Origin of the sequence: Streptococcus mitis (assembly GCF_022137125.1) — a bacterium.
GTDB classification, from domain to species: domain Bacteria; phylum Bacillota; class Bacilli; order Lactobacillales; family Streptococcaceae; genus Streptococcus; species Streptococcus mitis_CE.
On sequence record NZ_JAKNEQ010000002.1, the window covers coordinates 106,479 to 129,058 of the forward strand.

Below are 22,580 nucleotides of genomic sequence, written 5' to 3' on the forward strand. Positions count from 1 at the left end.
TCAGTATAGCACTTAGTAAAACGATATGCAAGCGTTTTCCTAAAATTAAACTAAAAGAAAAATCGCAACAAATTTTGTTACGATTCAGCCAGTCTTTCTTTATGAATTTGTGAAGCCATCAGGTGGAGGTGATGAAATAATTCTGAAGTAGAGAAGTTACGATTGTAGATAATTGGTTTAGGAGAGTTAGTGACAGGAAAGGTGGTGATCACAATATCGTGAGGAATTTGATTGAGAATTGAGAAAGAAATAGTAGATTCTTCCCAAGAATCAAATAGATAGAGATTATTACCGTAGTGAGTGAGGGTGTCGATTATGTTTTGTGAATGATGGCTATCCAAATGACTAATGACTAAAACACGTATTTTAGGAAGTTTTTGAAGTAATTGGACTAAAATCCGTTGCCCTTGGATCGAAAAGGTGTAGACAAGTTCTTGTAGTTTAATGGGGTTATTTTCTAGCCCCATTTCAGTCAGATACGATTGGAATTTGTGTTGACTTACTTCAAATAGTTTTGGAAATTCTGCCTGATAATTGCTTAAAATCTGGTATTTTTGTTTGTCAAGAGACTGGTTACTGAGTAGATGGAAGAAATCAGATTGGGCAGTATAGTGGAGGAGCCAAATCAATTCTTCTCTATTTTCAATCTGTAGGTGAAATTCTTTGGCTAGCTCTTCTAGGATTTGGCTCAATAGACGGTAGGATTTTTGAATGTGCTGAATATCACCCAGTACGCCATTGTTAGGATTGTTTGTGAGTTGAGGAGACTTTACTGGGTTTGAAAATAGCTGTTCCAGTGTTTCCTTTTTCGGTTCGAAATGGAGCTTTTTAGCCAGCTTTTTGATATCTTGTTCAAACTGGGGAATCTGCATGAGGGAGCTGTAATGACTGGTTAAAAGAGCAATAGGATTTTCAATCAAATGACTCTTATTAAAGCGTTCCAGATTGATAGCTAGAGTATATTTGATTTGTCGTAAACTACTGAGGTTGGGTGAAACTTGTTGGGCCTTTAAAAATAGCTGAATCAGCTGAGTGAGTGCCTCTTCAGAAATAGAAGGAAAGGGCCAATCAAGAAAACTGTAACTTTGGCTAAAGTAGTCTAGATAAAAGGCGCGGATGTCCTCTTCTGCTCCCTCCATAACCAAAGGGGAAGGTTGTATACTGATATTGTAGTGTTGGGGAAGGAGTGTGTTAAGACGATGAATGATTTCCTCAATCTGCTCTGGATTAATCGAAAGCGACTGATACATTTGCTCAAGCGATCGCCCCTCTTTGAAAAACAGATAGTTCAAAAAAGAGTAGGTTGTAGATTGTTCAAAGATTGCAATCCGAGGATCCAAGGTATTTTGGACTTCAAACTGCAATTGGATGCCTTTTTTTCTTGATTGAATTAGGAGGTTTGGGAATAATTGCTCGAGACTAGAAAGATGTTCTTGCAATTCTTTTACTGGTAATTTCAAATTTTCTGCCAAAACTGGAATCTCTATCCAATCATGGTTCTTGGTTAATTCTTCCAGCAAGAATAGCAAGTCTTGTTCTTTTTTAGTCAGCAAGATATTCATAATAAACCTCCATATATATTTATACATATATATTAAAAGAAAAGCCTAGTAAAGTCAAGAAAAACAGCCTAAGATAAAATAGGAAAATCTGAATTTACTATATTTTCCTTGGACTATTAAACTGAAAATGAAGTTTGAAAAGTGATAGTAGAATGCAAATTTTTATAGGAAAAGATTTTGTCAAAAATTCGTCAATCCCCTTGAAAAATCTAGCTAAATAGGGTATAATATGAGTAATCATTTGTCGTAGGTTTTGTCTGAAATATTGTCCAGACAAGACTCACAGCAGTTAAATCTTCTGAAAAAGTCAGATTTAGCTGCTCTTTTTGTGCTTTTTTTTCAGGATTTTGAATACTTGTAACAAAGACTTAAAGATTCTGAAAATTTATCAAGAGGACACGGTGATAAGGGTTTTTGAAACCATATGACGATTAGAAAAGCCTGATTGACAAGGCTTGGAACTTATTTACAAAGGAGAATCATCTTGGCAGGACATGACGTTCAATACGGGAAACATCGTACCCGTCGTAGTTTTTCAAGAATCAAAGAAGTTCTTGACTTACCAAATTTGATTGAAATTCAAACTGACTCATTCAAAGATTTTCTAGACCATGGTCTTAAGGAAGTGTTTGAAGATGTATTGCCAATTTCAAACTTCACAGACACAATGGAGTTGGAATTTGTTGGATATGAAATCAAGGAACCAAAATATACGCTAGAAGAAGCTCGTATTCACGATGCTAGCTACTCAGCACCAATTTTTGTAACCTTCCGCTTGATCAATAAAGAAACAGGCGAAATCAAAACCCAAGAAGTTTTCTTTGGTGATTTCCCAATCATGACTGAAATGGGTACTTTCATCATCAATGGTGGTGAACGTATCATCGTATCTCAGTTGGTCCGCTCACCAGGTGTTTACTTTAACGATAAAGTTGATAAAAACGGTAAAGTGGGCTACGGTTCAACTGTTATCCCTAACCGTGGAGCTTGGTTGGAACTTGAAAGTGACTCAAAAGATATCGCCTACACTCGTATCGACCGTACTCGTAAGATTCCATTTACGACCTTGGTTCGTGCTCTTGGTTTCTCAGGTGATGATGAAATCTTTGATATCTTTGGTGATAGCGAATTGGTTCGTAATACTGTTGAAAAAGATATCCACAAGAATCCAATGGACTCTCGTACAGACGAAGCCTTGAAAGAAATTTACGAACGCCTTCGTCCAGGTGAGCCTAAGACTGCTGAAAGCTCACGTAGCTTGCTTGTGGCACGCTTCTTTGACCCACGTCGCTATGATTTAGCAGCAGTTGGTCGTTACAAAATCAATAAAAAACTCAATGTTAAAACACGTTTGCTTAATCAAACCATTGCAGAGCCATTGGTAGACCCTGAAACAGGAGAAATCTTGGTAGAAGCTGGTACAATCATGACTCGTAGCGTGATTGAAAGTATTGAAAGCCATTTGGATGGTGATTTGAACAAGATTGTCTACATTCCAAATGATGCTGCGGTTGTGACTGAGCCAGTTGTTCTTCAAAAATTCAAGGTTGTTGCTCCAACTGATCCAGACCGTGTTGTAACGATCATCGGTAATGCTAATCCAGATGACAAGGTTCGTATCGTCACTCCTGCAGATATCCTTGCTGAGATGAGCTACTTCCTCAACTTGGCTGAAGGGCTTGGCCGTGTAGATGATATCGACCACCTTGGAAACCGTCGTATCCGTGCGGTTGGTGAATTGCTTGCTAACCAAGTACGTCTTGGACTTTCTCGTATGGAACGTAATGTCCGTGAACGGATGTCTGTCCAGGACAACGAAGTCTTGACACCACAACAAATTATCAATATCCGTCCTGTAACAGCTGCGGTTAAAGAATTCTTTGGTTCATCACAGTTGTCACAGTTCATGGACCAACACAACCCACTTTCTGAGTTGTCTCACAAACGCCGTTTGTCAGCCTTGGGGCCTGGTGGTTTGACACGTGACCGTGCTGGATATGAAGTACGTGACGTGCACTACACTCACTACGGTCGTATGTGTCCAATCGAGACACCTGAAGGACCTAACATCGGTTTGATCAATAACTTGTCATCTTACGGACACTTGAACAAATATGGTTTTGTTCAAACACCATACCGTAAAGTTGACCGTGAAACAGGTGTTGTTACGAACGAAATCGTTTGGTTGACAGCCGATGAAGAAGATGAATTTACTGTAGCACAGGCTAATTCTCGTCTGAATGAAGATGGAACATTTGCTGAGAAAGTTGTCATGGGACGTCACCAAGGGGTCAACCAAGAGTATCCAGCGAATGTTGTTGACTACATGGACGTATCACCAAAACAGGTAGTTGCCGTTGCGACAGCATGTATTCCTTTCTTGGAAAACGATGACTCCAACCGTGCCCTCATGGGAGCCAACATGCAACGTCAGGCTGTACCATTGATTAATCCTAAAGCACCTTACGTTGGTACTGGTATGGAATACCAAGCAGCCCACGATTCAGGAGCGGCTGTGATTGCTCAGTATGACGGTAAAGTTACCTATGCAGATGCTGACAAGGTAGAAGTTCGTCGTGAAGATGGTTCATTGGACGTTTACCACATCCAAAAATTCCGTCGTTCGAACTCAGGTACTGCTTATAACCAACGCACTCTCGTAAAAGTTGGTGATGCCGTTGAGAAAGGCGATTTCATCGCTGACGGACCTTCTATGGAAAATGGAGAAATGGCGCTTGGACAAAACCCAATCGTTGCCTACATGACTTGGGAAGGTTACAACTTCGAGGATGCCGTTATCATGAGCGAACGCTTGGTGAAAGACGATGTCTACACATCTGTCCACCTTGAAGAATACGAATCAGAAACACGCGATACAAAGCTTGGACCTGAAGAAATTACGCGTGAAATTCCAAACGTTGGTGAAGATGCCCTCAAAGACCTTGACGAAATGGGGATTATCCGTATTGGTGCTGAGGTTAAGGAAGGCGATATCCTTGTAGGTAAAGTAACACCTAAGGGTGAGAAAGACCTTTCAGCTGAAGAACGTCTCTTGCACGCTATCTTTGGAGACAAGTCACGTGAAGTGCGTGATACTTCTCTTCGTGTACCACACGGTGCCGATGGTGTCGTTCGTGATGTTAAAATCTTTACACGTGCAAATGGAGATGAATTGCAATCAGGTGTTAACATGCTGGTTCGCGTCTACATCGCTCAAAAACGTAAGATTAAGGTCGGAGATAAGATGGCCGGACGTCACGGAAACAAAGGGGTTGTCTCTCGTATCGTTCCTGTAGAAGACATGCCTTACCTTCCAGACGGAACTCCAGTCGACATCATGTTGAACCCACTTGGGGTGCCATCACGTATGAATATCGGTCAGGTTATGGAGCTTCACCTTGGTATGGCTGCTCGTACTCTTGGTATTCACATCGCAACACCAGTCTTTGACGGAGCAAGTTCTGAAGACCTTTGGTCAACTGTTAAAGAAGCAGGTATGGATAGCGATGCCAAAACGATCCTTTACGATGGACGTACTGGGGAACCATTTGATAACCGTGTTTCTGTCGGAGTCATGTACATGATCAAACTCCACCACATGGTTGATGATAAATTGCACGCGCGTTCAGTCGGACCTTACTCAACCGTTACTCAACAACCACTCGGAGGTAAAGCTCAGTTTGGTGGACAACGTTTCGGTGAGATGGAGGTTTGGGCTCTTGAAGCCTACGGTGCGTCAAATGTCCTTCAAGAAATCTTGACTTACAAGTCTGACGATATCAACGGACGTCTGAAAGCTTATGAAGCCATTACAAAAGGAAAACCAATTCCAAAACCAGGTGTTCCAGAATCCTTCCGAGTTCTTGTCAAAGAATTGCAATCTCTTGGTCTTGACATGCGTGTCCTAGACGAAGATGACCAAGAAGTGGAACTTCGTGACTTGGATGAAGGAATGGACGAAGATGTCATCCACGTAGATGACCTTGAAAAAGCCCGCGAAAAAGCAGCACAAGAGGCTAAAGCAGCCTTTGAAGCTGAAGAAGCTGAGAAAGCAACAAAAGCGGAAGCAACAGAAGAAGCTGCTGAGTAAGAAAAAGCAGTTCACTTAGAATAGAAAGGGAAGAAATAGTGGTTGATGTAAATCGTTTTAAAAGTATGCAAATCACCCTAGCTTCTCCAAGTAAAGTCCGTTCATGGTCTTATGGAGAAGTCAAAAAACCTGAAACAATCAATTACCGTACCTTAAAACCAGAACGTGAAGGGCTCTTTGATGAAGTTATCTTTGGTCCTACAAAAGACTGGGAATGTGCTTGTGGTAAGTACAAACGCATTCGTTACAGAGGAATTGTTTGTGACCGTTGTGGGGTTGAAGTAACGCGTACAAAAGTTCGTCGTGAGCGTATGGGGCACATTGAGTTGAAAGCTCCTGTATCTCACATCTGGTACTTCAAGGGGATTCCAAGCCGTATGGGCTTGACCCTTGATATGAGCCCTCGTGCCCTCGAGGAAGTTATCTACTTTGCGGCTTATGTGGTGATTGATCCTAAGGATACACCACTTGAGCACAAGTCTATCATGACAGAGCGCGAATACCGTGAGCGTTTGCGTGAGTATGGTTATGGATCGTTCGTTGCCAAGATGGGTGCCGAAGCTATCCAAGACCTTTTGAAACAAGTAGATCTTGAAAAAGAAATTGCTGAACTCAAAGAAGAGTTGAAAACAGCTACTGGACAAAAGCGTGTCAAAGCCATCCGTCGTTTGGATGTTTTGGATGCCTTTTACAAATCTGGAAACAAACCGGAATGGATGATTCTCAACATCCTTCCAGTTATTCCACCAGATCTTCGTCCAATGTTGCAGTTGGATGGTGGCCGTTTTGCCTCATCTGACTTGAACGACCTTTACCGCCGTGTTATCAACCGTAACAACCGTTTGGCTCGCTTGCTTGAGTTGAATGCACCAGGTATCATCGTTCAAAATGAGAAGCGTATGCTTCAAGAAGCGGTTGACGCTTTGATTGACAATGGTCGTCGTGGTCGTCCAATCACAGGACCAGGTAGCCGTCCACTTAAATCATTGAGTCACATGCTTAAAGGTAAACAAGGACGCTTCCGTCAAAACTTGCTCGGTAAACGTGTTGACTTCTCAGGACGTTCCGTTATCGCCGTTGGTCCAACACTTAAGATGTACCAATGTGGTGTGCCGCGTGAAATGGCAATCGAGCTCTTTAAACCATTTGTCATGCGTGAAATCGTTGCTCGTGATATCGTGCAAAACGTCAAAGCAGCTAAACGCTTGGTGGAACGTGGAGACGAACGCATCTGGGATATCCTTGAAGAAGTGATCAAAGAACACCCAGTACTTTTGAACCGCGCACCGACCCTTCACCGTTTGGGTATCCAAGCCTTCGAACCTGTCTTGATTGATGGTAAGGCCCTTCGCTTGCACCCACTTGTCTGTGAAGCCTACAATGCCGACTTTGACGGGGACCAAATGGCCATCCACGTACCACTTTCAGAAGAAGCTCAAGCAGAAGCTCGTATCCTGATGCTCGCTGCTGAGCACATCTTAAACCCGAAAGATGGTAAACCAGTTGTTACTCCATCACAGGATATGGTTTTGGGTAACTACTACTTGACCATGGAAGAAGCTGGTCGTGAAGGTGAAGGAATGGTCTTCAAAGACCGTGACGAAGCTGTTATGGCTTACCGTAATGGTTATGTTCACCTCCACTCACGTGTTGGTATCGCGACAGACAGCCTCAACAAACCATGGACAGAAGAGCAAAAACACAAGGTCTTGCTTACAACAGTTGGTAAAATCCTCTTCAACGACATCATGCCAGAGGGTCTACCATACTTGCAAGAACCAAACAATGCCAACTTGACAGAAGGCGTTCCAGCTAAGTACTTCTTGCCACTTGGTGGAGATATCAAGGAAGCAATCAGCAAACTTGAACTCAACCCTCCATTCAAGAAGAAAAACCTTGGAAATATCATCGCTGAAATCTTCAAACGTTTCCGTACGACAGAAACTTCTGCCCTACTTGACCGTATGAAGAACCTCGGTTACCACCACTCAACTCTTGCAGGATTGACAGTGGGGATTGCCGATATCCCAGTCGTTGATGACAAGGCTGAAATCATTGAAGAATCACACAAACGTGTAGAACAAATCACAAAACAATTCCGTCGTGGTATGATCACAGACGACGAGCGTTACAATGCCGTTACAGCTGAATGGCGTGCTGCCCGTGAAAAACTTGAGAAACGCTTGATTGCCAATCAAGATCCTAAGAACCCAATCGTTATGATGATGGACTCAGGAGCCCGTGGTAATATCTCAAACTTCTCACAGCTTGCCGGTATGCGTGGTCTGATGGCTGCTCCGAACGGACGTATCATGGAATTGCCAATCCTTTCAAACTTCCGTGAAGGTTTGTCAGTACTCGAAATGTTCTTCTCAACTCACGGTGCCCGTAAAGGTATGACCGATACGGCCCTTAAGACAGCCGACTCAGGTTACTTGACTCGTCGTTTGGTTGACGTTGCCCAAGACGTTATCATCCGTGAGGACGACTGTGGAACAGACCGTGGTCTCTTGATCCGCTCTATCGCAGAAGGAAAAGAGATGATCGAGTCTCTTGAAGAGCGTCTCAATGGTCGTTACACTAAGAAAACTGTTAAACATCCAGAAACTGGTGCAGTGATCATTGGTCCAAATGAGTTGATTACAGAAGATAAGGCGCGTGAAATTGTCAATGCTGGTGTGGAAGAAGTGACTATCCGCTCTGTATTTACATGTAACACTCGTCATGGTGTCTGCCGTCACTGTTACGGTATCAACTTGGCGACTGGTGATGCGGTTGAAGTTGGTGAAGCAGTTGGTACAATCGCTGCCCAATCTATCGGGGAACCTGGTACACAGCTTACAATGCGTACCTTCCACACGGGTGGGGTTGCTTCAAATACCGATATCACTCAGGGTCTTCCTCGTGTCCAAGAAATCTTTGAAGCCCGCAATCCTAAAGGGGAAGCGGTTATCACAGAGGTTAAAGGACAAGTTACGGCTATCGAAGAAGATGCATCAACTCGTACTAAGAAAGTCTTTGTTAAGGGTGAAACTGGCGAAGGTGAATATGTCGTTCCATTTACCGCTCGTATGCGTGTTGAAGTTGGAGACCAAGTAGCTCGTGGTGCTGCTCTTACAGAAGGTTCAATCCAACCAAAACGTCTCCTTGCAGTCCGTGATGTCTTGTCAGTTGAAACTTACCTTCTTGGTGAAGTACAAAAAGTTTACCGTAGCCAAGGGGTAGAAATCGGTGACAAACACATCGAGGTAATGGTTCGTCAAATGATCCGTAAAGTCCGTGTCATGGATCCAGGTGACACAGATCTTCTCATGGGTACCCTCATGGATATCAATGACTTTACAGATGCTAACAAAGATGTCCTTATCTCAGGTGGAGTTCCAGCGACAGGTCGCCCAGTCCTTATGGGAATTACCAAAGCCTCACTTGAAACAAATAGTTTCTTGTCAGCGGCTTCCTTCCAGGAAACAACTCGTGTCCTTACAGATGCAGCTATCCGTGGTAAGAAAGACCATCTCCTTGGACTTAAAGAAAATGTTATCATCGGTAAGATCATCCCAGCTGGTACTGGTATGGCCCGTTACCGTAACCTTGAACCACAAGCTATCAACGAAGAAGAATATCTTAATCCTCCAGTAGAGGAAGAAGGAAATGAAGAAACAACAGAAGTAGTTGTGGATACTGCCGTTGAAACTGTGGAAGAAACAGTAGAATAAGAGAGAATAAGAAAGAATGAGAGAGCCTTCGGGTTCTCTTTCTCTTTTCTGAAAATTTTCTCCATTTTTCCATGAAATGTGGTAAAATAAAAGAAAGAAGCTGACAAAGGAGACGGGTATGGAACAAACATTCTTTATCATTAAACCAGATGGTGTAAAAAGAGGACTAGTGGGTGAAGTGTTGAAACGGATAGAACAACGTGGATTTACAATTGAAAAATTGGAGTTGCGTTCACAGGTCTCAGAAGAGTTGATTGATCAGCACTATCAGGACTTGGTTGGTCAGAGTTTTTACCCACCGATTCGTGAATTCATGACTTCAGGACCGATTCTTGTGGGCGTTATCTCTGGTCCCAAAGCAATCGAAACTTGGCGGACCATGATGGGAGCAACTCGTCCAGAAGAAGCTTTGCCAGGAACTATTCGAGGTGATTTTGCAAAAGCGGCTGGTGAAAATCAGGTTATCCAAAATGTTGTCCATGGTTCGGATTCAGAAGAGTCAGCGAAGCGAGAAATTGCTCTTTGGTTTAAGGAAAAATAGCAAAAAGTTTGGTGTGAGAATTACTTGCATCAAACTTTTTTTCATTTTAGAGTAGAAAACTGACAGTTGAGAAATATTCTAGCAATGATGAGAATTTCTAGCTTATAATAAGAGCAAGTAAGGGAGGAAGAATGATGGAAAGAATGAAAAAGCAAATTCGAGTTTTGTTATTGCTGACGGTTTTTGGACTTAGTAGCTGTTCTTGTTTAAGTTTATCGACTTGGTCCTTGATGTTAAATCAAAACTGCTTCTATTATTTAGTGGGTATGTTGCTCCTTGCGAGTATTGGTGCAGGGCTAAACTATTATAGAGGACAACGAAATCAACATTATTCAGTTTTTAAAGAAGATAGACAACAATTTTTGTATACTCTGTTACTATTGGTAAATGTTTTAGGTTTAGCTTTGATTATCATAGAATATCTTCTTACGGGAAGGGCAACTGGTGAAGAGTTTGTAGAAGTCTTTCTACCGAGTTTCTTTTTCTTATTTGGTATTGATTTGCTAGTCTTTTTACCGATTCAGAAGTATGTAAATGGAGTGAAAAAGTTTTTGGGAAAGAAGGAAATTTGTTTTATTAGTGGACTAGCTATTCTAATCTTTCTCAGAAATCCTTGGATGCTATTATCCATGACCTTTTATATTGCCTTGGGAATGCTATTTCTAGGACTGTTGGTGCCAAAAGTTATTCGCTGGGAAGTTTCATTTTACAGCCATTTGATGAGAGATATCTTGTTAGTTGTCTTCTTGCTGTTTCTATTTTAAGAACAAAAAAAGAGATAGTTCTAGTTTTACAATTTATAATATGGAATTCACAGATAATATCTCGACAAAGGGCAACTTTTTGGTATAATAGAAACATGTACACTAAAAACGAAGAAGAGTTACAGTCCTTAGGTGAACGTTTGGGCTATTTATTAGAAAAAAATGACGTCTTAATTCTAACTGGTGAACTTGGAGCAGGCAAAACGACATTTACAAAAGGTCTTGCTAAAGGATTACAGATTACTCAGATGATTAAGAGTCCAACTTACACTATCGTAAGAGAGTATGAAGGTCGTCTTCCACTTTACCACCTAGATGTTTATCGTATTGAGGGGGATGCTGATTCTATCGACTTGGATGAGTTTCTCTTTGGTGGTGGAGTGACTGTCATCGAGTGGGGGAATCTTTTAGGTGATGCCTTACCAGATACTTATTTAGAGTTGGAAATTCTAAAAGAAGAAGACGGTCGCAGATTAAACTTCAAAGCCAAGGGTTTGCGTGCAGAAAAACTCTTAAAGGAGTTTCAACATGGAGTATGAGTTGCTCATTAGGGAAGCAGAAGTTGAAGATGCGGCTGAATTAGTATCATTTTTAAATCGTGTCAGTGTAGAAACAGATTTTACCAGTCTGGACAGGAATGGCATTTTGATGACAGATACTGAGATGGAGTTGTTTTTGGATAAACAGGCTCACTCTGAAAATCAAATCACTTTACTGGCCTTGCTGAATGATGAAATTGCTGGTCTTGTGAATATCACAGCTGATCAACGCAAGAGAGTTCGTCATATTGGAGATCTCTTTATTGTGATTGGTAAGAAGTATTGGAATAATGGACTGGGGAGTTTGTTACTTGAAGAAGTCGTAGAATGGGCACAGGCTAGTGGCATTCTTCGTCGACTTCAACTAACTGTCCAAACTCGCAATCAGGCTGCAGTTCATTTATATCAAAAGCATGGCTTTGTAATTGAAGGTAGACAAGAGCGCGGTGCGTACATAGAAGAAGGGAAATTTATAGATGTTTACCTGATGGGTAGACTGATAGATTGATAGAAATATGGTTAAAAAAATTATTGGAATGGTGCTAGCTTTTCTAGCTGTGACAGTTTTAGGTGTGGGTGTTTTTGCTTATACTATTTATCAGCAAGGTACAGAAACCTTATCAAAAACCTATAAAAAGATTGGGGAAGAAACCAATGTTATTGAGGCTACTGAACCCTTAACGATCCTTTTAATGGGGGTTGATACTGGAAACGAAGAACGAACGGACCCTTGGGAGGGAAATAGTGATTCCATGATTCTTTTGACAGTTAATCCGCACACGAAAAAGACCATGATGTTGAGTTTGGAACGTGATATCCTGACTAAAATTCAGCATAAAGATGGTAGTATTGAAGAAGCGAAACTGAATGCCGCCTATGCGGGTGGAGGTGCAGAATTAGCTATCTCAACCATTCAGAAGATGATGAACATCCATATTGACCGCTATATTATGGTCAATATGCACGGATTACAACAATTAGTCGATGCAGTGGGTGGTATAACTGTCAATAACACGCTAGGTTTCCCGATTTCTATTAGTGACCAAGAGGAATTTAATACTATTTCTATTGGTGTTGGGCAACAAACTCTAAATGGAGATGAAGCTCTTGTTTATTCTCGCATGCGCTACCAGGATCCAGAAGGGGACTACGGACGTCAGAAGCGTCAGCGTGAAGTCATTCAAAAGGTTGTTGAAAAAGTTCTTAGCTTGAATAGTGTTAGTCACTATCAATCTATCCTAAAAGCCCTAAGTACCAATATGCAGACTAATATTGATCTATCTGCGAAAAGTATTCCAAGCTTGTTAGGTTACCAGGACTCGTTCAAAACGATTGAAACTCAACAATTACGAGGAGAAGACGCCGAATTGCAAGGGACATCTTATCAAATTGTAACTGCTAACCATTTGTTAGAAATCCAGAATCTTTTGAGAACCTCACTTGATAAACCGAAGGTGACAGAGTTAGAGACAAATGCTGTCTTATATGAAGATATTTTCGGAAATCGAAATAATACCGGTTTGGGAACAGGTACGATTAATAATACAATAAATCAAGAAGATGTAGAATAATCTATTTTATAGTTAAAATCGTGGGAAATTTCCTGCGATTTTTTCAAAAAAATACGAATAGATAGGTAGGAGGAAACATGAAAGCAGAAATCATTGCTGTTGGAACAGAGATTTTGACAGGACAGATTGTCAATACCAATGCTCAGTTTTTGTCGGAAAAACTAGCAGAGATTGGGGTAGATGTATATTTTCAGACGGCTGTAGGAGACAATGAAGCTCGTCTCTTATCCCTGCTTGAGATTGCCAGTCAACGTAGCAGCCTGCTGATTTTGACAGGCGGTTTGGGGCCAACTGAGGACGATTTGACCAAACAAACCCTGGCTAAATTCTTAGGGAAAAAATTAGTCTTCGATCCTCAGGCACAGGCGAAGTTGGATGTCTTTTTTGCCCAGAGACCAGACTATGCCCGAACACCGAATAATGAAAGACAAGCTCAACTTGTAGAAGGGGCGACTCCGCTGCCAAATGAAACAGGACTGGCTGTGGGAGGAATATTAGAAGTCGAAGGAGTGACCTACGTTGTCCTTCCTGGTCCGCCAAGTGAATTGAAACCCATGGTTTTAAACCAACTTCTACCCAAGTTGATGACAGGAAGCAAGCTGTATTCCCGAGTTCTTCGTTTCTTTGGAATTGGCGAAAGTCAGTTGGTGACCATTTTGGCTGATTTGATTGACAATCAAACAGATCCGACCTTAGCGCCTTATGCCAAGACAGGAGAAGTCACTCTGCGTCTGTCAACAAAGGTTAGCAGTCAAGAAGAGGCGAATCAAGCGCTGGATATCTTAGAAAATCAAATCTTGAATCGTCAAACTTTTGAAGGCCTTTCTTTACGAAAACTTTGTTATGGTTATGGGGAAGAAACTAGTTTAGCTAGCATTGTGGTAGAAGAACTGAAAAGGCAAGGGAAAACTATCACGGCTGCAGAGAGTTTGACGGCTGGTCTTTTCCAAGCTAGGGTAGCGGATTTTTCGGGTGCTTCAAGTATATTTAAGGGTGGTTTTGTGACCTATAGCTTGGAGGAAAAATCAAAAATGTTGGATATTCCTGTCAAGGATTTGGAAGAGCACGGTGTGGTGTCTGAATTTACAGCTCAGAAGATGGCTGAGCAGGCACGAAGCAAGACCCAGTCTGATTTTGGCCTTAGTTTGACTGGAGTGGCAGGACCAGATAGTCTAGAAGGACACCCAGCCGGGACAGTCTTCATAGGCTTGGCTCAAGAGCGTGGAACTGAGGTCATCAAGATCAATATTGGAGGCAGAAGTCGAGCAGATGTACGTCACATTGCGGTTATGCATGCCTTTAACCTAGTTCGCAAGGCTTTATTAAGTGACTAACTTTTGATATAATAGTAGATAGGTCTGAGGACCATTAGAATGTAGGAGAATAGAATGGCGAAAAAACCAAAAAAATTAGATGAAATTTCAAAAAAATTCGGGGCTGAACGTGAAAAAGCCTTGAATGACGCTCTTAAACTGATTGAGAAAGACTTTGGCAAGGGTTCAATCATGCGTTTGGGTGAACGTGCGGAGCAAAAGGTGCAAGTGATGAGTTCAGGTTCTTTGGCTCTCGATATTGCCCTTGGTTCAGGTGGTTATCCTAAGGGACGTATCATCGAAATCTATGGGCCAGAGTCATCTGGTAAGACAACAGTTGCCCTTCATGCAGTCGCGCAAGCGCAAAAAGAAGGTGGGATTGCAGCCTTTATCGATGCGGAGCATGCCCTTGATCCAGCTTATGCTGCGGCTCTTGGGGTCAATATTGACGAATTGCTCTTGTCTCAACCAGACTCAGGAGAGCAAGGGCTTGAAATTGCAGGAAAATTGATTGACTCAGGTGCTGTGGACCTTGTCGTAGTCGACTCAGTTGCGGCCCTTGTCCCTCGTGCGGAAATTGATGGTGATATCGGAGACAGCCACGTTGGTTTGCAGGCTCGTATGATGAGTCAGGCCATGCGTAAACTTGGTGCTTCTATCAATAAAACTAAAACAATTGCCATCTTTATCAACCAATTGCGTGAAAAAGTTGGGGTCATGTTTGGAAATCCAGAAACAACTCCTGGTGGACGTGCTCTGAAATTTTACGCATCAGTCCGTTTGGATGTTCGTGGAAGCACACAAATCAAGGGAACTGGTGACCAAAAAGATACCAATGTCGGTAAAGAAACTAAAATCAAGGTTGTGAAAAACAAGGTGGCTCCACCATTTAAGGAAGCCTTCGTTGAAATCATGTACGGAGAAGGGATTTCTAAGACTGGTGAGCTTTTGAAGATCGCAAGCGATTTGGATATCATCAAAAAAGCAGGAGCTTGGTACTCTTACAAGGATGAGAAAATCGGGCAAGGTTCTGAAAATGCTAAGAAATACTTGGCAGATAACCCAGAAGTCTTTGATGAGATTGATCATCAAGTCCGTGTTCAATTTGGTTTGATTGATGGAGAAGAAGCTTCTGTAGAAGGTGTTGAAACTAAAAAAGATGACGTAGTTCAAGCAGATTCTGTGAATGAAGAAGTGACACTTGACCTAGGCGACGAGCTTGAAATCGAAATTGAAGAATAAGCTGTTAAAGTAGTGGAGAAATTCACTGCTTTTTCATTGCCTAGTTCTGGCATAGTTTGCTGTTTCTTGTCGCTCCTTTAGAAAGCTGATATAATAGCCTTATGAATAAAAAACGAACAGTGGACCTGATTCATGGTCCTATTCTTCCTTCGCTTTTGAGTTTTGCCTTTCCAATCTTGCTGTCCAATATTTTCCAACAGCTCTATAATACTGCTGATGTCTTGATTGTTGGACGTTTTCTTGGTCAAGATTCCTTGGCTGCGGTTGGGGCAACAACTGCTATTTTTGATTTGATTGTAGGTTTTACTCTTGGTGTTGGCAATGGCATGGGAATTGTCATTGCCCGTTATTATGGAGCTCGGAATTTCACTAAAATCAAGGAGGCAGTAGCAGCCACCTGGATTTTAGGTGCTCTTTTGAGTATTGTAGTTATGCTGCTGGGGTTTGTCGGTCTGTATCCACTCTTGCAATATTTAGATACTCCTGCAGAAATTCTTCACCAGTCCTATCAATATATTTCTATGATTGTGACCTGTGTCGGTGTCAGCTTTGCCTATAATCTCTTTGCAGGTTTGTTGCGGTCCATTGGGGACAGTCTAGCAGCCCTTGGTTTTCTGATTTTCTCTGCCTTGGTTAATGTGGTTCTGGATCTCTATTTTATTACGCAACTGCAACTGGGGGTTCAATCTGCGGGCCTTGCTACCATCATTTCGCAAGGCTTATCAGCGGTTCTCTGCTTTTATTATATTCGTAAGAGTGTGCCAGAACTTTTGCCTCAAATCAAGCATTTCAAATGGGACAAGGCCTTGTACGCGGATCTCTTGGAGCAAGGTTTGGCTATGGGTTTGATGAGTTCAATTGTGTCCATCGGCAGTGTGATTTTACAGTCTTCTGTTAATACCTTTGGTGCCGTAATTATTAGTGCCCAGACGGCAGCTCGACGCATTATGGCCTTTGCCCTTCTTCCTATGACCGCTATTTCTGCCTCGATGACGACCTTTGCTTCTCAGAATCTAGGAGCTAAGCGTCCAGACCGCATTGTTCAAGGACTTCGAATCGGCAGTCGTTTAAGTATATCCTGGGCAGTTTTTGTTTGTATCTTCCTCTTTTTTACCAGTCCAGCCTTGGTTTCCTTCTTGGCTAGTTCGACAGATGGTTACTTGATAGAAAATGGAAGTCTCTATCTGCAAATCAGTTCAGCCTTTTATCCCATTTTGAGCCTCTTGTTGATTTATCGCAATTGTTTGCAGGGCTTGGGGAAAAAGGTTCTTCCTCTGGTTTCTAGCTTTATCGAACTAATCGGAAAAATCGCTTTTGTGGTCTTGATTATTCCTTGGGCGGGCTATAGTGGTGTTATCCTTTGTGAACCCCTTATCTGGGTTGCCATGACCATTCAACTCTACTTCTCACTCTTCCGTCATCCCTTGATAAAAGAAGGCAAGGCTATCTTGGCAGCCAAAGTATCATCCTAGCTGTATTTACTAAATAAAATCTATTTCCTCTAGTGAAAATCGAAAAAACTTGTGTTATAATAAGAAAGATTAAAATGTGAAAAAAGGAGATTCCTAATGGGACGTAAATGGGCCAATATCGTAGCCAAGAAAACGGCTAAAGATGGAGCTAACTCTAAAGTATATGCAAAATTTGGTGTAGAAATCTATGTAGCAGCTAAAAAAGGTGATCCAGACCCAGAATCAAACACTGCTTTGAAATTCGTTATCGACCGTGCTAAACAAGCACAAGTACCAAAACACGTTATCGATAAAGCGATTGATAAAGCAAAAGGAAACACAGACGAAACCTTTACAGAAGGACGTTACGAAGGATTTGGACCAAACGGTTCTATGCTGATCGTTGATACCTTGACTTCTAACGTTAACCGTACAGCGGCCAATGTCCGTGCAGCTTTTGGTAAAAATGGTGGAAACATGGGTGCTTCAGGTTCAGTTTCTTACCTCTTTGACAACAAGGGTGTTATCGTATTTGCTGGTGAAGATGCAGATGCAGTCTTTGAGCAATTGTTAGAAGCAGATGTGGATGTGGACGATGTAGAAGCAGAAGAAGGAACAATTACTGTTTACACAGCTCCAACTGACCTTCACAAGGCTATCGTTGCCCTTCGTGAGTCAGGTATCGAAGAATTCCAAGTGACAGAATTGGAAATGATTCCTCAGTCAGAAGTGGAATTGTCAGGCGATGACCTTGAAACTTTTGAAAAACTTTACAGCATCCTTGAAGACGACGAAGACGTACAAAAAATCTACACAAACGTAGACGGGTTCTAATAGAAAAACGAACAGTTTTACTAGCTGTTCGTTTTTTGATATTTGAACTTAGACTCAGGTTTCAGAATCGTTTTGTTACTTGCTTTTTTCTAGACCTAGACCGACTGATGTTTTTGGACGAGCAAGAGCTGTCCATTGTCATCTTTTGCAAAAGTTAAGGTAACAGTCTTAGTCTTGTCTCCAATAGAGATATAGGTGATTTTTTTCGTATTGTAACCCCCAAGAGTGAAGTCAAACTCGGAATCTGGCTTTCCGTGTTTGTTGATAATATCCTCGTAGGTGGTACCACCTTTTCCTTTGTTGTCAAGGTCACCTTCGATTAAGGCGTCGAACTGTTCTTGGGTCCAGGCGAAGGTATCGTCTGTCAAGCCGCTTTTTTCTTCGCGTTCCATTGAGGCACTCGTATCCATGTAGGAACGGTTAAACTCCTTGGCATACTCTTTGTAGACATCAGCGTATAGTGCCTGAGTCGTAAAGAAAAGTACAACAGAGGCAACTGCCAGAGATGTTCCGATAATAGCCATTGTTTTCCGTTTTTTGAGGTTGACGATAAGGCCAATAATCCCCAAGATAAATGCGACGATGCCGATGAACAACGATGGATAGTTAATAAACGGGATCCAGGATCCTAAAAGTGCGATGGCTCCAAAAATGGTTGCTAAGATTCCTAAAACTCTTTGCTCTTCTGGTTTCATTTGAAAGTTTTCTCCCTTCATTGAGTGAATGGATGTCTATCCACAGTAGTGAGTTCTTATTATATAAAAGATATTGCCTAATGTCAATTTAAACTAAGATAGTTCTTATGAAAACTTTTTTCTTGACATCTTTTCTGAAAATGATAAAATAGTTCTCATGGAAACTTATTTAGTTCTCAGGAGAACTAAATGTAATGCTTAGAAAGGAGTAAGTATGGATAAACCAATGCTGGTTTTAAAACGTTTTGGACACCAGGTACATCTGATGGTACAAAAGGAAGCCAAACGTTGTGGTATTGAATTTATGGGTGGACCTCAAGGACAAGTTCTGCGTTTTTTAGGTTGGCGTGAGCATGAACAAGAATTAACGCTCATCAAGGATATTGAACAAGAACTCAACATTAGCAAGTCTGTTGCTAGTAATTTGGTCAAACGTATGGTGCAAAATGGTTTGGTGGAATTGGAGGCAAATCCTGTCGATAAGCGGGCTAAGTTTGTTCATCTGACGGACAAATCGCGCTCTCAGATGCAAGAAATCAAGGCCTTCTTTGAACGTATTGACAACCAGTTGATGGCAGACATTGATGAAGATGAATTACTGATTTTTGAGAAAGTCCTCAATCAACTACAGGAAAATATCAAGAGAATAGGAGGAGAGAATGAAGAAATTAGCTAAACGAATTAGTAGAAAAGAATGGGGGATGATTTTACTAGCCATTCTCTTTACATGCTTTTCGGTCTATCTAGAGTTGGAAGTTCCGACCTATATCTCTAAAATCACGGATTTGCTGGGAAGTCAAGGAACCAACTTGGATGAGTTATGGCAACCAGCAGGTATGATGGTCGGAATGTCTTTTTTTGCCTTCTTATCCGCAGTCGCAGTTGGATTTTTTGCATCCAGAGTGGCTGCTTCTTACACTAGTAGGCTGAGAAGTGATATTTTTAATCGAGTTTTGGATTACTCGCAGACAGAGATTAAGAAATTCTCTATTCCCAGCCTCCTAACTCGTACCACTAATGATATTACCCAAGTTCAGATGTTGATTACCATGGGATTGCAAGTGGTTACGCGTGGTCCGATTATGGCTATCTGGGCCATCGGGAAGATTTTAGGCCATTCAGAATACTGGCTCTGGGCGGTACTTGTGGCAGTGATTGTCAATGTTTTGATGACAACCGTTTTGATGACGCTAGCCTTTCCAAAACAGTCCTTGATTCAAAGTTTGACTGATAAACTGAATAGCATTACTCGTGAAAGTTTAACAGGTATTCGCGTTGTTCGTGCCTACAATGCTGAAAAGTACCAAGATGAAAAATTTACAGCAGCAAATGATGAGCTGACACGCTTGAATTTGTTTGTCAACCGTCTTATGGCTATTTTAAATCCCATTATGATGGGGATTTCAAGTGGTTTGAGTGTGGCGATTTACTGGATTGGAGCCTATGTAATCAACGATGCTGCTCCGACAGCGCGTCTGCCCCTCTTTAGTGACATGGTTGTTTTCATGTCTTATGCCATGCAGGTTGTTATGGGCTTCCTTCTCATGGGGGCGCTCTTCATCGTTCTTCCTCGAACCATGGTCTCTGCCAAGCGGCTTAATCAGGTTCTAGATTTGCATTCTTCTATCCAAAATCCTGATCAAGTGCAGCTGGCTGATGAAAACCTTAAAGGTAAGGTCGAATTTAAGGATGTGACCTTCCGCTATGCTGCAAATTCGGAGGCAGTTATCGAGAATGTTAGCTTTAGAGCAGAAGCTGGCCAAACAGTTGCCTTTATCGGCTCAACTGGTTCTGGTAAGTCAACTCTAGTCAATCTGATTCCACGTTTCTATGACGTATCAGCAGGAGAAATTCTAGTGGACGGAGTTAATGTTCAAGATTACGGTTTGGAAGATTTGCGCAATAAGGTCGGTTATATACCACAAAAAGCTGTACTCTTTTCAGGTGATGTCAAGGGCAATCTAGACTTTGGACATAGTCAAGAAACACCGCTTAGTGAACAAGCTATGTGGCAAGCCTTGGAATTGGCCCAGTCTAAGAACTTTATCGAAGACAAGGAAGCTGGCTTGGAGTCAGAAGTAGCTCAAGGAGGAACCAACTTCTCAGGTGGACAAAGACAGCGTCTGGCCATTGCGCGTGCCTTGGCTCGGAAGCCAGAAATTCTCATCTTTGATGACTCCTTCTCAGCCTTGGATTACAAGACAGACCGTGTCCTACGCCAAGAGCTAGCAGAGAAAACAAAATCTATGACCAAGCTCATCGTCGCACAGCGTATTTCAACCATTATGGATGCAGATTTGATTTTGGTCTTGGATCAAGGTAAAGTCGTGGGACAAGGCACCCACAAGGAACTTCTAGCTAATAACGAAGTTTATCAAGAAATTGCCTATTCACAATTATCGAAGGAGGAATTGGAACATGGAAAATAAAAAAATGTCTCTCTGGAAACAGAGTAAACCCTATCTTGCAGGTCTCCAGTTTGCCCTTCTGATAGCCTTTCTAGCAACAATCCTATCTAATATCATTACTGTATATGGGCCAACCTGCATCAAGGAAATGACTAATATTATTGCCAGTGGTTTGGAAACAAGTGTGGATGTAGCGGCAGTTGCAGCTATTGGTAGTTTTTTGGCCGTGATTTATGTGATTGGACTTCTATCAAATTATTTGCAGGCCTTTCTGTTTACAACAGTCATTCAACGTTTTTCAGAGCGTTTGAGAACAGCCATTGCAGAGAAAATCAATCGCCTACCATTGAGATATTTTGATGGACATTCTCAAGGGGATACCTTGTCTCGTGTAACCAATGACGTTGACACTGCAGCCCAGTCCCTTAATCAAAGTCTGGGAACAGTTCTTTCATCTAGTTTATTGGTCTTGGCAGTTTTGGTAACCATGTTTGGGATGAACTGGATTTTAGCCTTGGTGACGGTTGTTTCAACCCTTATTGGTTTTGCTTTCGTGTCCGTCTTTATGGGCAAATCACAGGGATTTTTTAAGAGTCAGCAACAAGATTTAGCAGCTGTCAATGGCTATGTGGAGGAAATGTACTCTGGCCATAATGTAGTGACCAGTTACAATGCTATTGAGAGCACGAAAGAAGAGTTTGCGAAATTAAACCATCGTCTGTATGACAGTATCTGGAAATCTCAGTTTATTTCAGGGATTATGATGCCGATTATGATGTTCATTGGGAACTTTAGTTATGCCTTAGTGATTATCGTCGGTGCAGCCTTGGCTCTGAATGGGCAGATCAGTATCGGGATTATCGTGGCCTTTATGGCCTACGTTCGTATCTTTTCTCAGCCTCTTTCACAAATCGCCCAAGGGGTTACTAGTCTTCAGCAGGCTAGTGCAGCCATGGGACGTGTCTTCGAATTCCTAGCTGAAGAGGAAATGGAAGACGAATCCTATAAAGAAAGACAATTGAGCGATATGAAAGGTCAAGTAGTCTTTGATCGAGTCTCCTTTGGTTATACACCAGAGCGAACCATTATTCATGACTTTTCTGCGACCGCTCATGCAGGTCAAAAGGTTGCGATTGTCGGACCGACCGGAGCTGGTAAGACAACCATTGTCAATCTTTTGATGAAGTTCTATGAGATTGATAAGGGAAGTATCCGTATCGATGGTGTGGATACCAAGGATATGAAGCGTTCGGAAGTACATGATGCCTTTTCAATGGTCTTACAGGATACTTGGCTCTTTGAAGGAACCATTCGCGACAATCTCATCTATAACCAAACAGGTATTAGTGATGAGCGTGTGATTGAAGCCAGCAAGGCTGTAGGGATTCACCACTTTATCATGACACTACCAGATGGTTACGATACCGTCTTGGATGATACAGTGACCTTGTCTGTCGGACAAAAACAACTCTTGACCATTGCTCGTGCTTTGCTGAAAGATGCGCTACTTCTAATTCTGGATGAGGCGACATCTTCGGTTGATACTCGTACTGAGGAATTGATCCAGAAAGCCATGGACCGATTGATGGAGGGAAGAACTTCCTTTGTCATCGCCCACCGCTTGTCAACTATCCGAAATGCTGATCTGATTCTTGTCATGAAAGATGGCAATATCATTGAGCAAGGCAATCATGATGAGTTGATGGCACAAGGAGGCTTCTACGCTGACCTTTATAACAGTCAATTTACAGAAGACGAAGCAGAAGAATAAACCCAAAGAAGGCTTGACGGCCTTCTTTTTCTGCACTATACTAGAAGACAAGTGCTTCCCTGTAAGCAAAATTTGAGTAAGTG

At 41.9% G+C, this 22,580-nt stretch carries 15 protein-coding genes and 1 pseudogene; 14 read left to right on the forward strand and 2 right to left on the reverse strand.

Annotated features, from left to right (window positions below):
* Nucleotides 1-77: 77 nt before the first annotated feature.
* On the reverse strand, nucleotides 78-1,562 hold the full coding sequence (locus tag L0P31_RS02525; RefSeq protein ID WP_238095598.1) for an AcpB/EbpR/MafR family transcriptional regulator: 1,485 nt from the start codon (nucleotides 1,560-1,562) through the stop codon (nucleotides 78-80).
* Nucleotides 1,563-2,046: 484 nt separating this feature from the next.
* Here L0P31_RS02525 and rpoB point away from each other — a divergent pair, with 484 nt between their 5' ends.
* From rpoB to L0P31_RS02580, 11 genes are all read left to right on the forward strand, one after another.
* Nucleotides 2,047-5,652 carry a DNA-directed RNA polymerase subunit beta gene (gene rpoB, locus L0P31_RS02530; protein WP_238095600.1) on the forward strand — a complete coding sequence of 1,202 codons (3,606 nt, stop codon included), beginning with the start codon at nucleotides 2,047-2,049 and terminating at the stop codon, nucleotides 5,650-5,652.
* A 38-nt stretch (nucleotides 5,653-5,690) separates the two neighbouring features.
* The gene (rpoC, locus tag L0P31_RS02535) at nucleotides 5,691-9,368 is read left to right on the forward strand and encodes a DNA-directed RNA polymerase subunit beta' (protein ID WP_238095602.1); all 3,678 of its coding nucleotides are present in this window, start codon (nucleotides 5,691-5,693) and stop codon (nucleotides 9,366-9,368) included.
* Nucleotides 9,369-9,486: 118 nt separating this feature from the next.
* Complete coding sequence (ndk, locus tag L0P31_RS02540) at nucleotides 9,487-9,909, forward strand: nucleoside-diphosphate kinase (protein ID WP_100910921.1); 423 nt, start codon at nucleotides 9,487-9,489, stop codon at nucleotides 9,907-9,909.
* Between the two features lie 131 nt (nucleotides 9,910-10,040).
* Nucleotides 10,041-10,673 carry a competence protein gene (locus L0P31_RS02545; RefSeq protein WP_238095604.1) on the forward strand — a complete coding sequence of 211 codons (633 nt, stop codon included), beginning with the start codon at nucleotides 10,041-10,043 and terminating at the stop codon, nucleotides 10,671-10,673.
* Nucleotides 10,674-10,768: 95 nt separating this feature from the next.
* The gene (gene tsaE, locus L0P31_RS02550) at nucleotides 10,769-11,212 is read left to right on the forward strand and encodes a tRNA (adenosine(37)-N6)-threonylcarbamoyltransferase complex ATPase subunit type 1 TsaE (protein ID WP_238095606.1); all 444 of its coding nucleotides are present in this window, start codon (nucleotides 10,769-10,771) and stop codon (nucleotides 11,210-11,212) included.
* The gene (locus L0P31_RS02555; RefSeq protein WP_238095608.1) at nucleotides 11,202-11,720 is read left to right on the forward strand and encodes a GNAT family N-acetyltransferase; all 519 of its coding nucleotides are present in this window, start codon (nucleotides 11,202-11,204) and stop codon (nucleotides 11,718-11,720) included. Before tsaE ends, L0P31_RS02555 begins: the two co-directional genes overlap by 11 nt.
* 7 nt (nucleotides 11,721-11,727) lie before the next feature.
* Entirely contained in the window at nucleotides 11,728-12,783 is a 1,056-nt protein-coding gene (gene lytR, locus L0P31_RS02560; protein ID WP_238095611.1) for a glycopolymer--peptidoglycan transferase LytR, read from the forward strand.
* 77 nt (nucleotides 12,784-12,860) lie between these two features.
* A complete protein-coding gene (locus L0P31_RS02565) occupies nucleotides 12,861-14,117 on the forward strand; it encodes a competence/damage-inducible protein A (protein ID WP_223340070.1) in 1,257 nt (418 codons plus the stop codon).
* Nucleotides 14,118-14,171: 54 nt separating this feature from the next.
* Nucleotides 14,172-15,338 (forward strand): recombinase RecA, encoded by a 1,167-nt coding sequence (gene recA, locus L0P31_RS02570; protein ID WP_238095613.1) that lies wholly within the window; start codon nucleotides 14,172-14,174, stop codon nucleotides 15,336-15,338.
* A gap of 101 nt (nucleotides 15,339-15,439) precedes the next feature.
* Nucleotides 15,440-16,810, forward strand: coding sequence for an MATE family efflux transporter (locus L0P31_RS02575; RefSeq protein WP_238095615.1), 1,371 nt, complete (start codon nucleotides 15,440-15,442; stop codon nucleotides 16,808-16,810).
* 96 nt (nucleotides 16,811-16,906) lie between these two features.
* Nucleotides 16,907-17,623 carry a YebC/PmpR family DNA-binding transcriptional regulator gene (locus L0P31_RS02580; RefSeq protein ID WP_238095617.1) on the forward strand — a complete coding sequence of 239 codons (717 nt, stop codon included), beginning with the start codon at nucleotides 16,907-16,909 and terminating at the stop codon, nucleotides 17,621-17,623.
* Nucleotides 17,624-17,698: 75 nt separating this feature from the next.
* On the opposite strand, the pseudogene L0P31_RS02585 reads toward L0P31_RS02580, so the two are convergent.
* Nucleotides 17,699-18,318, reverse strand: a pseudogene (locus tag L0P31_RS02585) (DUF4190 domain-containing protein).
* Nucleotides 18,319-18,532: 214 nt separating this feature from the next.
* Between L0P31_RS02585 and L0P31_RS02590 the strand changes: the two are divergent.
* The 3 genes from L0P31_RS02590 to L0P31_RS02600 are packed head-to-tail and all read left to right on the forward strand — an operon-like array spanning nucleotide 18,533 to nucleotide 22,497.
* On the forward strand, nucleotides 18,533-18,994 hold the full coding sequence (locus L0P31_RS02590) for a MarR family winged helix-turn-helix transcriptional regulator (RefSeq protein ID WP_070528631.1): 462 nt from the start codon (nucleotides 18,533-18,535) through the stop codon (nucleotides 18,992-18,994).
* The gene (locus L0P31_RS02595; RefSeq protein WP_070528633.1) at nucleotides 18,978-20,747 is read left to right on the forward strand and encodes an ABC transporter ATP-binding protein; all 1,770 of its coding nucleotides are present in this window, start codon (nucleotides 18,978-18,980) and stop codon (nucleotides 20,745-20,747) included. The genes L0P31_RS02590 and L0P31_RS02595 overlap by 17 nt, the downstream gene beginning before the upstream one ends.
* Complete coding sequence (locus L0P31_RS02600) at nucleotides 20,737-22,497, forward strand: ABC transporter ATP-binding protein (protein WP_238095619.1); 1,761 nt, start codon at nucleotides 20,737-20,739, stop codon at nucleotides 22,495-22,497. Before L0P31_RS02595 ends, L0P31_RS02600 begins: the two co-directional genes overlap by 11 nt.
* Nucleotides 22,498-22,580: the final 83 nt, after the last annotated feature.